The sequence below is a fragment of the Nonomuraea sp. MG754425 genome (assembly GCF_021699195.1).
In the GTDB taxonomy this organism is placed as follows: domain Bacteria; phylum Actinomycetota; class Actinomycetes; order Streptosporangiales; family Streptosporangiaceae; genus Nonomuraea.
In genome coordinates this window covers 1-10267 of record NZ_SSXE01000270.1, presented here as the reverse complement: position 1 = coordinate 10267, position 10267 = coordinate 1, and the positions used below count along the sequence as shown (strand labels likewise).

Annotated in this window: 12 protein-coding genes; 8 read left to right on the top strand and 4 right to left on the bottom strand. The window is 70.1% G+C overall.

The features are described from left to right. The first annotated feature begins 246 nt into the window (after positions 1 to 246). The gene (locus tag FAF44_RS49090; RefSeq protein ID WP_237110356.1) at positions 247 to 747 is read left to right on the top strand and encodes an FxsA family protein; all 501 of its coding nucleotides are present in this window, start codon (positions 247 to 249) and stop codon (positions 745 to 747) included. A 79-nt stretch (positions 748 to 826) separates the two neighbouring features. Here the strand turns inward: FAF44_RS49090 and FAF44_RS49085 are convergent, their stop codons facing one another. Further along, a complete protein-coding gene (locus FAF44_RS49085) occupies positions 827 to 1171 on the bottom strand; it encodes an RNA polymerase-binding protein RbpA (protein ID WP_090931221.1) in 345 nt (114 codons plus the stop codon). 278 nt (positions 1172 to 1449) lie between these two features. Beyond that, positions 1450 to 3075, bottom strand: coding sequence for a cytosine permease (locus FAF44_RS49080; RefSeq protein ID WP_237110355.1), 1626 nt, complete (start codon positions 3073 to 3075; stop codon positions 1450 to 1452). Positions 3076 to 3406: 331 nt separating this feature from the next. On the opposite strand from FAF44_RS49080, the gene FAF44_RS49075 reads away from it, so the two are divergent. From FAF44_RS49075 to FAF44_RS49065, 3 genes are read left to right on the top strand one after another with little or no spacing between them, the layout of a single operon-like run. Then, a complete protein-coding gene (locus FAF44_RS49075) occupies positions 3407 to 3940 on the top strand; it encodes a RidA family protein (protein WP_237110354.1) in 534 nt (177 codons plus the stop codon). Between the two features lie 3 nt (positions 3941 to 3943). Next, a complete protein-coding gene (locus FAF44_RS49070; RefSeq protein ID WP_237110353.1) occupies positions 3944 to 4684 on the top strand; it encodes a FadR/GntR family transcriptional regulator in 741 nt (246 codons plus the stop codon). Continuing rightward, complete coding sequence (locus FAF44_RS49065) at positions 4681 to 6237, top strand: gamma-glutamyltransferase family protein (protein ID WP_237110352.1); 1557 nt, start codon at positions 4681 to 4683, stop codon at positions 6235 to 6237. The genes FAF44_RS49070 and FAF44_RS49065 overlap by 4 nt, the downstream gene beginning before the upstream one ends. Before the next feature lie 11 nt (positions 6238 to 6248). On the opposite strand, the gene FAF44_RS49060 is transcribed toward FAF44_RS49065, so the two are convergent. Continuing rightward, complete coding sequence (locus FAF44_RS49060; RefSeq protein WP_237110351.1) at positions 6249 to 6623, bottom strand: peptidase inhibitor family I36 protein; 375 nt, start codon at positions 6621 to 6623, stop codon at positions 6249 to 6251. A 154-nt stretch (positions 6624 to 6777) separates the two neighbouring features. Between FAF44_RS49060 and FAF44_RS49055 the strand changes: the two genes are divergently transcribed. The 3 genes from FAF44_RS49055 (at position 6778) to FAF44_RS49045 (ending at position 8520) form a co-directional block, all read left to right on the top strand. Then, positions 6778 to 7701: a cyclopropane-fatty-acyl-phospholipid synthase family protein gene (locus tag FAF44_RS49055; protein WP_237110350.1), complete on the top strand. Its 924-nt coding sequence runs from the start codon at positions 6778 to 6780 to the stop codon at positions 7699 to 7701. 10 nt (positions 7702 to 7711) lie between these two features. Next, positions 7712 to 7918, top strand: a complete 207-nt coding sequence (locus FAF44_RS49050) for an NUDIX domain-containing protein (protein ID WP_237110349.1) — start codon at positions 7712 to 7714, stop codon at positions 7916 to 7918. Between the two features lie 140 nt (positions 7919 to 8058). After that, positions 8059 to 8520 carry a GtrA family protein gene (locus tag FAF44_RS49045; protein ID WP_237110348.1) on the top strand — a complete coding sequence of 154 codons (462 nt, stop codon included), beginning with the start codon at positions 8059 to 8061 and terminating at the stop codon, positions 8518 to 8520. Positions 8521 to 8648: 128 nt separating this feature from the next. Here the strand turns inward: FAF44_RS49045 and FAF44_RS56550 are convergent, their stop codons facing one another. Then, complete coding sequence (locus tag FAF44_RS56550; RefSeq protein ID WP_368857798.1) at positions 8649 to 8912, bottom strand: LysR family transcriptional regulator; 264 nt, start codon at positions 8910 to 8912, stop codon at positions 8649 to 8651. Between the two features lie 495 nt (positions 8913 to 9407). Between FAF44_RS56550 and FAF44_RS49040 the strand changes: the two genes are divergently transcribed. Next, positions 9408 to 9950 (top strand): GNAT family N-acetyltransferase, encoded by a 543-nt coding sequence (locus tag FAF44_RS49040; protein WP_237110347.1) that lies wholly within the window; start codon positions 9408 to 9410, stop codon positions 9948 to 9950. The last annotated feature ends 317 nt before the right edge of the window (positions 9951 to 10267 follow it).

Below are 10267 nucleotides of genomic sequence, written 5' to 3'. Positions count from 1 at the left end.
CCCACTGGGACCACCGACGTCACTCAGGCCCACCCTGTGACTCAGGCCCGCCCTGTGGTCGGGGTTCGTCCTGGGACTGGGGTCGCCTGGTGGTCGGGGTTCGTTTGGGGGCTGGGGTTCGCTTGGTGATGGAGGCGGCTCCGGGGTGGAGTCCGGGACCTCCCCGATTCGCCGCCTCTTCCGGAACGCCCGGCGCTCTCCCAGCGTTGTTCCTGCTGTAACGCACGTGTGCGAATCGAGGAAACGATGCGGCTCCTGCTCTTCCTGGCCTTCCTTCTCGTACCCGTCCTGGAGATCTGGTTGTTGATCCAGGTCGGGTCGGTGATCGGCGGGCCCCTGACCGTCGCCCTGCTCATCGCCGGCGTCCTGCTGGGCGGCTGGCTGGTGCGCCGTGAGGGGCGGCGGGTCTGGCAGGCGCTGCAGTCAGCCGTGCAGACCGGCCGCATGCCCGACCGCGAGCTGGCCGACGGCGGCGTGATCATGGTGGGCGGCGTGCTGCTGATGGTGCCGGGGCTCGTCTCCGACGTGGTCGGGCTGCTGTGCCTGATGCCGTTCACCCGGCCGATGATGCGCCGGCTGGGCTCGCGGTTCTTCGAGCGGCGGATGGAGCGGATGGCCGCCAGATCGCCGTACGCGAACCTCTACCCGCCGTCCTCGGGTGCCCCCGGCGCGGACCCCGGCGCGAACGTGCCGCAGGGCGGCCGGGTGGTGCACGGCGAGGTCATCCGCGAGGAACGCGACTCCTGAGCCACCGGCCCTCAGGCCGGACGGAACAGTAAGAACCCCCGGGCAGTGCACTGCCCGGGGGTTTCACCGTGAGAGGAGGTCAGGCGCTCTTACGACGCTGAGCCCGCAGGACCGCGAGCCGCTCGTTGAGCACCTCCTCCAGGTCTTCGATGGACCGTCGCTCCAGAAGCATGTCCCAGTGTGTCCGCGGGGGCTTGGTCTTCTTGGATTCCGGCTGCTCGCCGTCCACCCGAACCGCGGTCGCGCCGCACATGCGGCACTCCCAGGTCGCGGGGATCTCGGCCTCGGCGGCAAGCGGAACCTCGAAGTGATGGCCCTTGGGACAGGTGTAGGACACCTCCTGGCGCGGGGCCAGATCCGTGTTACGGTCGTTCTCGTAGCTGGTTGCCCCGAGCCGGGTGCCACGAAGCGCGCGCTCGCCCATGTCTAAATGCCTCCTACAGGGCCCCCTTGCGTGGGGGGTCTGTCTCCCACGGTGTCTAACGCTTGGTACCGTGATGGGATTCCCACCCGCGGGGTGATCCAATCGCGCTTGGGGCCTCCGTTCTTTTGATGATCATCGATCACACGCGTGTCCTGCGGTAACGCGACCCGCCGAGCTCGGGCGCGAATGCCTTGGGGCAATTCCTGGTCAAATTTCCCGACTCCGGGAAAGCGATGGTGCCCGCCCGGCCGTCCACGACAGGCGTACGCGGTGGCGGATCAAGGCAGGGAAGCACGCGGGGCGAGGGGCGTGCCGGCGGCGGTGGCCAGTTCGCGGGCCTCGGCGACGGCGGCGCGGCGGAAGGCCCGGTTGCGGCCCGCACAGTCCGCGCAGATGGCCGGCTGCCCGGCCACGGACGGGTCGCGGTCCATCTCGGCGGCGATGTACGAGTGGTCGCACCGGTGACACCGCACCCGGGCCTCCCAGATGTCGGTCACCTCGTCCCGGGGGTCGTGCCTCCTGGCCAGCAGGACGCGTCCGCCGATCCGGTCGGCCGCCACGTACAGGACCACGCTCAGCACCAGGGTCAGCGGTGCGGACCAGGTGGTGCCGAAGACGCCGGTGAACTCGTACACGGTGATGCCGGCCAGCGAGGCGACCAGCCAGACGACGGCGCCGGGCGCGAGCGTGACGACGCGGCCGGGGCGGAACTCCGGCAGGCCGTCCCGGTCGCCGTGGCGGTGCAGCACGATGTGGGTCAGCACGACGCCCACCCAGGCCACCACGAACACCCCCTGCCAGGCCAGCGCGACGAGCACGTAGCTGAGCACGTCGGTCAGCATGATCAGGTACGTCACCACGCCCGCCAGGCCGAGCGCCGCCACACGGGGCAGTCGCACGCCGAACGCGCGGGTGGCCATGGCCTCCAGGTTCGTGGAGGCCACGTAGTAGTTGGCCGTGTTGATCCGCGACTGGGTGAGCCAGACGACGACCAGGCCCCAGAAGCCCATCAGGCCGATGATCATGTCGCCGACGGCGGTCTCGGTCACCGCGCCGGTCGTGCGCGAGGCGAGCACCAGGAAGATCCCGATGAGCCCGTTGGCCAGGTAGACGAAGATGTAGAAGACCGGGCCGAAGGTCACCACGCCGTGGAAGCGGCTGTCCTCGGGCTTGCCGAAGCGGGCGAAGTCGACGGTGTACATCATGAACACGAAGACGCCCATGTACACGAAGAACGCGTACAGCCAGCCGGGGGCGCCCAGGTCGGCGGGGGTGGCCGGGACGTAGGTGAGCCAGCCGGTGGGCGGGAACTCGACCGCGGCCAGCGCGACGGCGACGAGCAGGCCGATCCAGTAGAGCGGCAGCAGGGCGCCGTTGAACTTGTCCAGCCAGCGCCGCACGCCGCCGATCACGAGGGGCAGGTTGCTGAGGATGGCGATGGCGTACCAGACGCGGATGTCCAGGACGCCGGTGTAGGCGTGCAGCGCGTGCGCGATCACCGAGCCCTCGAACACCGCGTAGTAGATCGCGGTGGCGGCCAGGACGAGCGGCGCGAGGACCGATCCGGCGTAGCCGAACAGCCGCTGCGACAGCAGCGCCACGGTCAGGCCGGTGCGGGCGGCGTACCGGGAGAGCACGTAGTTGACGGCGCCGAAGCAGGCGACGGCCAGCACGATGCCGATCAGCGTGTCCACGGTGCCGACGACCACCGCCAGGGTGGCCGCGGTGACCAGGTAGAACATGCCGCTGACCACGGCGTACCAGGTCATGGCGAGTGAGAGGCGGCCGCTGCGCCAGGTGAGCGGGACGATGTGGGTGGAGTAGTCCTCGTTGGCCGCCTCCTTGACGACCCGTGGGTCGTCGGTGAAGGAGACGTCGAGAGGAACGGGGCCGTTCGGGGTCACAGGAGTGCCTTCCAGAGAGCGTGACGGTGCCCGGGACGACCTGGTCGGACGCTGAGGCTCTCCGGCGATGACGGCCTCGGGGTCACCGTGTCGTGGTGTTCGTCCGTTTGTCAAGGTTTCTACGGATTTCGTGGCGACTTGGCGGATAACACTGCGGATTCATTCGCTGTTAGCGGGCGAACTGATGCTTTGGGCGGCCAATATCCGAAATTTGCGCGTCCATGGGTTGACAGTGCGGGGGTGGTTGCCCGAAAAATGTCTCCAACTTGGTCGGACCATCCGGTCCGTACGGGCCCACCGGCAGGGCCGCCCCTCGCAGGAAGAGCGCATCATGTTGGACCCCGAATCCCGTGTCCGCGAGCTCGGCCTGGAGATCCCCGACTTCTCCTCCAGGGCCTACTACGGAGCCGACTACGGCTCGATGAAGCCCCACCACATCACCGGCGACCTGCTGTTCCTCGGCGGCCACACGGCCGACGACGCCGACGGCAACGTGCGCCTGCCCGGCCGCCTGGGCGCCGACCTCACCGTCGAGCAGGGCTACGAGGCCGCCCGCCTGACCGCCCTGAACTGCCTCGGCGGCATCCGCTACGCGCTCGGCTCGCTCAACCGCGTCAAGTCCCTGGTGCGTTCGCTGTGCTTCGTGGTCACCACCCCGGAGTTCGAGGACGTGCACAAGGTCTCCTCCGGCGCGACCGACCTGTTCCGCGAGGTCTTCGGCCCCGAGGCGGGCCTGGGCGGGCGGGCCACGATCGGCGTCATGAGCCTGGCCCGGCGCAGCAGCTTCGAGACGTGGCTCACCGTCGAGATCAACACCGCCGAGATCGACACTGGCCGGACCGGTGCGGTGGAGATCGACGGCTGATCGATGTCGATCGACTGGTCGCTGCTCGCGGCCGACGCGCTCCAGGGCCCGCACCGGCTCGCCGCCGCCCTCCAGCGCCTCATCGAGGACGACCGGCCGGCCCCCGGGACCCGCTTCCCCGCGGAACGCGATCTGGCCGCCCGGCTCGGCGTCTCCCGCGCCTCCGTCCGCGAGGCGCTGCGTGAGCTGGAACTGCGCGGCCTGGTCGATCGGCGGCCCGGCAGGGGAACCGTCGTCACCGGCCCCATGCGCCCCGATCTGCGCGCCCACCAGCTCGGGGACATGAGCGCGGCGTCGCGGCTGGCGTACGAGGTGATGGATCTGCGCGCGGCGGTCGAGCCCCCGGTCGCCGCCCGCGCGGCGGCCCGCGCCACCGACGCCGACGTCCAGCGGCTGGCCGACCTGCTCGCCCGTGCCCGCGCCGCGCACGGGCGCGGCGACCTGGCCCAGGTCGTACGGCTGGACGGGCAGTTCCACGTCGCGGTCGCCGAGGCCGCCCACAACCCGCTGCTGACCCGCCTGCTCGAGGTCACCAACGCGTGGGTCGAGCCGTCCAGGGACCCCGGCTACCAGACCGCCGACCGCCTGACCGCCTCGCTGCGGGCGCACCGGCGGGTGCTGTCCGCGATCGGCGCGCACGAGGCCGAGCAGGCCGAACAGGCCATGGCCGACCACCTGTCGGAGGTGCGCCAGGCCATCGCCGGCGCCCTCACCAGCCCACCACCACGAAGGCGTCCCGCATGACTCCTCCCCCCTCGGCCTTCGGGCTGGCCGCGCCGCACGCCCTCGCCACCCACGCGGGCGAACGGGCGTGGCTGGCGGGCGGCAACGCGGTGGACGCCGCGCTCGCCGCCGCCGTGGCGCTCACCGTCGTCTACCCGCACCAGTGCGCGCTCGGCGGCGACCTCATCGCCCTGGTGGCCCGGCCGGACGGGCGGGTGCTGGCGGTGAACGGCAGCGGCGCCGCCCCGCTGGCCGCCGACCCGGACGCGCTCGGCCTCGCGAGCATGCCGGTCACCGGCCCGCTGACGGTGACCGTCCCGGGTGTGCTCGCCGGCTGGGCCACGCTGTCCGAGCTGGCCGGGCGGCTGCCGTTCCGCCTGCTGTTCGAGCAGGCGATCCGGTACGCCCGCGAAGGCGTCCCCACCGCGCCCGGGGTCGCCGCGGCCCTGCGGCTGGAGGCGGAGCACCTGCGTGCCGACCCCGGCATCGGCGAGATCTTCTTCCCCGGCGGGCAGCCCTTGGCCGAGGGGCGTCCCCTCGTGCAACCGGCGCTGGCCGACACCCTGTCCGCCGTCGCCGAGCAGGGCCCGGACGCCTTCTACGCCGGCGCGCTCGGCGCGGGCCTGGCCGCCCGGCTGCGCGCGATGGGCTCGCCCCTGTCGGCCGAGGACCTCGCCCGCCACGCCACCGAGGTCGCCGAGCCGCTGTCGGCCGTCTTCCGCGGCGAGGAGTACCTCACCGCGCCGCCGAACTCCCAGGGCCTGCACCTGCTGCAGATCCTGGGCCTGATCGACCGCCTGCCGGACTCGCCCGGCGCCGGGCTGCTCGCCCGCGTCTTCGAGGCCGCCTCCCGCGACCGCGACCGCCACCTGGCCGACCCCCGCCACGCCGACGTCCCCGTGGGGACGCTGCTCGGCGGCGCGCACCTGGACGCGCTCGCCGAGCAGGTGCTCGCCGGGGGCGGTTGCGGAGCGGGCCGGGCCGGAGCGGGCGCGCGGCCCAGCGGCGACACCGTGGCCGTCGTCGCCGCCGACGGCGCGGGCAACGCGGTCTCCCTCATCCAGAGCCTGTTCCACTCCTTCGGCTCCGGCATCCTCGACCCCGTCACCGGCGTCATCCTGCACAACCGCGGGGCCTTCTTCGACCTCGCGCCCGGCGCCCCGAACCGCCTGGCGGGTGGCAAGCGGCCGGCGCACACGCTCATGCCCGTCCTCACCCGCCGCGACGGCGTCCTCAGCGGCGCGCATGGCACCATGGGCGGCAAGGCCCAGCCGCAGATCCACGCCCAGCTCGCGCTGCGCCTGCACGCGGGCGACGACCCCGCCGCCGCGCTGCGCCACCCCCGCTGGGTGGTGGGCGGCCTGGAGGTGGACGCTCCCGCCGGGACGGTCGCGGCCGAGTCCACAGTGCCGGACGGGACCGTCGCGTCGCTCAGGGCGGCCGGGTTCCCGGTGACGATCGGGACGGAGCTGGACGAGGAGGTCGGCCACGGCCAGCTCGTCCGCCGGGCCGGCGACGGCTTCCGCGCCGCCTCCGACCCGCGCTGCGACGGCTCGGCCGTGACCCGCGACTGAGCCGCGCCCGGTCAGCAGGGGGCGAGCGAGGAGGCGGTGTCGTTCTCCCGCGGCAGGACGTTGACGCGGTAGCCGTTCTGCATGACGTGCCGCTCGCCCGCGAAGGACGCGTCGGAGTACCAGCAGTAGGTCCGGCCCGAGTCGTTGGCCCACGAGGACATCTGGTCGTTGAAGCCGAGGTCGCCGAGCCAGGGCAGGGAGTCGCCGGAGCGTACCCCGTAGCCGCCGCCCTGGAAGTCGTAGTCGCGGAACAGGCACACGTAGCCGTCCGGGCAGGAGGTCTGGCCGGCCGGGATCTCGATGGTGTCGGCGGCATGGCCGGGAGTGGCCGGCAGCACGAGCGCGGCGGTCGTGGCGACGGCGAGGGTGAGGTGACGGACGTTCAAGGAATGCCTCCTGCTTCCGTGAGCGATGGTGCCTTCTCCGCCACTCTACGTGTTTGATCAACTACTTTGAGCGAATCGGCGCGGCGTCCGGGGCGCCGGTACCATGACCGCGGAAGTGTCCCCGACCAGATCCGGAGCGGCCGATGAAGGGCTCGTGCGCCGCCGTGTCGCGCCGCCGCGCCGGCCGCGACGCCCCGGGCGCGGCGGTCGCGTGACCGGGGCCGCCTCCTTCGTGTTCGGTGAGCTGCGCGCCGTCAACGCCCGTCCCGGCGTCTTCTCCGTCGTCACCACGCCGGAGTTGTGGACCGACGAGCACATCTCCGGGCGCATGCTCGCCGCCCACCTCGACCCGCACCTCGACAGCGCGTCCAACCGGATCGACGTGGTCGAGCGGGTGAGCGCGTGGCTCGTGGACAGGTTCGACCTGCGCGACGGCAGGCGGGTGGCCGACTTCGGGTGCGGCCCGGGGCTGTACACCGGGCGGATCGCGCGTACCGGAGCCAGGGTCACCGGGCTCGACCTGTCCCGGCGCTCCCTCGACCACGCCGTCACGGCCGCCCGCGAGGACGGCCGCACGATCCGGTACCTGTGCCAGGACTACCTCTCCTACCGCGACGCCGAACGCTACGACCTCGTCCTGATGGTGATGCGCGACTACTGCGCGCTGGCGCCCGCCGCGCGCCGGGCGCTGCTGCGCACCGTCCGGGAGCACCTGGCGGACGGCGGTGCGTTCGCCTTCGACGTGGACGCCCCGCCCGCCTTCGACGCGGTCGAGGAGCGGGCCGTCTACGCCCCGTCGCTGATGGACGGGTTCTGGTCGGCCCGGCCCTACTTCGGCTTCCACAACACCTTCCGTTACGAGCGGGCCCGCGTCTCCCTCGACAAGTACGAGATCGTGGAGGAGGAGCGGCGCAGGACCTTCTACAACTGGGTCCGGTACTTCACCCCGGCGGAGCTGACCGCCGAGCTGAACGGCGCCGGCTTCACCGCCGTCGACATCCTCGGCGACCTGACCGGCGCCCGCTACGACCCCGGAGCCCCGCTGTTCGCGGCCGTCGCCAGGACCGGGTCCGGCTAGGCTTTCGGCCATGGCGATCAGGACACCGGGCGACAGTGACGCGGTGCGCGAGAAGGTGGCCTGGGTCCTGGTCCGCGACCATCGGGTGCTGATGACCCGCTCCCACGGCCGCGAGCTGTTCTACTTCCCGGGCGGGATGCGCGAGCCCGGCGAGTCGGACCGCCAGACCCTCGTCAGGGAGATCGACGAGGAACTCCGCACGACGATCGACGTGTGACCCCCGGGCCCGGGATGCGCGGTCGGGGCGCGGGGAGTCGTCGGCGGGTGAGAAGATCGAGGGTGCTCCGAACAGCAGACGCAGTACTCGCGAGATTGCCCGGACCGCTGCGCGCCCTCGTGTTGAGGCATCGTGAACTGGTGAAGTTCGCGGTGGTGGGTGGAACGGCGTTCCTGGTGGACAACACGCTGTTCTACGGGCTGAAGCTGACCGTTCTGGAGCCGAAGCCGGTGACCGCGAAGATCATCGCGGTGCTCGTGGCGACGATCGTGTCCTACGTGCTGAACCGCGAATGGTCGTTCCGGACCAGGGGCGGTCGCCAGCGCCGGCCTGAGGCGGCGCTGTTCTTCCTGGTCAGCGCGGTCGCTCTGGTGCTCAGTTCCGCGCCGCTCTGGATCTCCCGGTACGTGTTCGGCCTGGAGACCCCGGCGGTGAGCCTGCTGACCCAGGAGATCGCCGACTTCATGAGCGCGCAGCTCATCGGCACGCTGATCGCCATGGTCTTCCGCTTCTGGGCGCTGCGGAAGTGGGTCTTCCCCGACGAGCAGGCCAGGCCCGGCAACCTGCGACTGGTTCCCGCACCCGCGGACAAGGCGGCCTGACTGTACGGTCCGGGATTCGTTGCGCATCGGCTCCCGCGGAAACACGAAAATCGAAAATCCGGGGTGCGTGAGCATCCAGCTGTCCTCAGTCGATGAGCAATCGATCCTGGTTTGGGCGTCGACTCTGGTTACTTAGCGTGTTCTTCCAGGAGTCTCAGAAGGTGTCGTGCTTCGCTAAGGAATGCGTGTCCGGCCTCGGTGGGCGCCAAGTGTTGAGTGCGGTTGATGATGGCGAAACCGATGGTGTGCTCGGTGCTGGCGAGCTGGAAGCTGAGGGTGCTTTGAGCGACTCCGAGCGCGGAGACTGCCGCAGATACGTTCATATGGCCCGGCATGTTGGTGAGGTGACGAAGACGGGCAAGACAGTTTCTGGTGTGGCTGACGGTCTTCATAGCGGGAGACGGGGGGACATCAAGCGGTGCGAACGGGTTGGAGCACCCGCCGGCTGGCCGTCGAGGAATGCCATAGTGGCGCAATAGCTTCGTGACGAGGTTTTCGCTGGTGTTGAGTTCTCGGGCAGACGCCAGGGCGCAGATTCCGCAAAGTCCGCAATCCTGAGTCTTTCGAGACAGATTTCCCGTACGGACTCGTCGAGGTATCTAACGGACGCTGAGGGCGATGCCCCGCCTGCGCTCCGTAGTGTCATGTATCGCACCATGCGGCGGGCGAAACACCGCTGCACCCATAACACCGATGTTCTACCTCGTTCAATCTGAGGCATGGAACGCCTTTGGCGTGCGGTGCCTCAAGTTCGATGAGACGGTCCGCAAGGTGCGTGTCTCACCGATCAGGAGGCATCTCCTCGTTTCTCGGCGTGGTCAGTCTGATCTTCATAGGGCCAGGGAATCGAGTTGATTGTCCGGATTGAACGCTGGTAGAACTTGGCGATGCTGACTGGGAAGCTTGTCCGCCTACGCGCCGTCGAACCCACGGATTTCGAGAGCATATGGCGCTGGAGCCATGACCCCGAGGTGGTGCGCTGGATGAGCAGCGGCTACCCCGAGTCGTTCGTGCAGGCACAGGAGCGGCTGGCAGCGGCACCGCGCAACAGCTACGAGAATTGCCGGTTTATCATCGAGTCGCTCCACGATCAGCGCGCTGTCGGGTTCGTTCGGCTCAGGGACGCGAAGCCGGAGGTCGGAAATGCTGAGCTGGATATCCAGCTCGGCGAGAAGGATGTCTGGGGTCGTGGTTACGCCACTGAGGCGATGCGCCTGATGTGCAGGTACGGCTTCAACGAAATGCGCCTGCACCGGATCACCCTGGACTTCGCGGCAGACAACACAGCAGCGCGCCGGGTTTACGAGAAGGTGGGCTTCGTCGAGGAGGGCCGCGTCCGCGAGTGCTTCCGCCGTGATGGCAAGTGGCACGACATGATCCTCATGGGCCTCCTCGAAGGCGAACTCCGCGATCATGACTCAGATAAGTGAGACAAACGGCGGGACGCCTCGTGATCGATGGGACTGGCCTCAAGTCAGGTGACAGGACACCCAATCCGGAGCGTTGAGCCGTTACGCTCCGGAATGGTTGCGCACGGGGACGCGGATTTGCGCATTCACTGCGTATCAAGTGCCGACACTGCGCATCGGATCGCGGATCCTAGCCTGACGGCGGTCACCGGTAGGCGCTGGCCTGGAGGGTGTAGAGGTCGGCGTAGAGGCCGTCGAGTGCCATGAGGGTGTGGTGGTCGCCTTGTTCGGTGATGGTGCCGTGGTCGAGGACGTAGATGCGGTCGGCGTGGCGGACG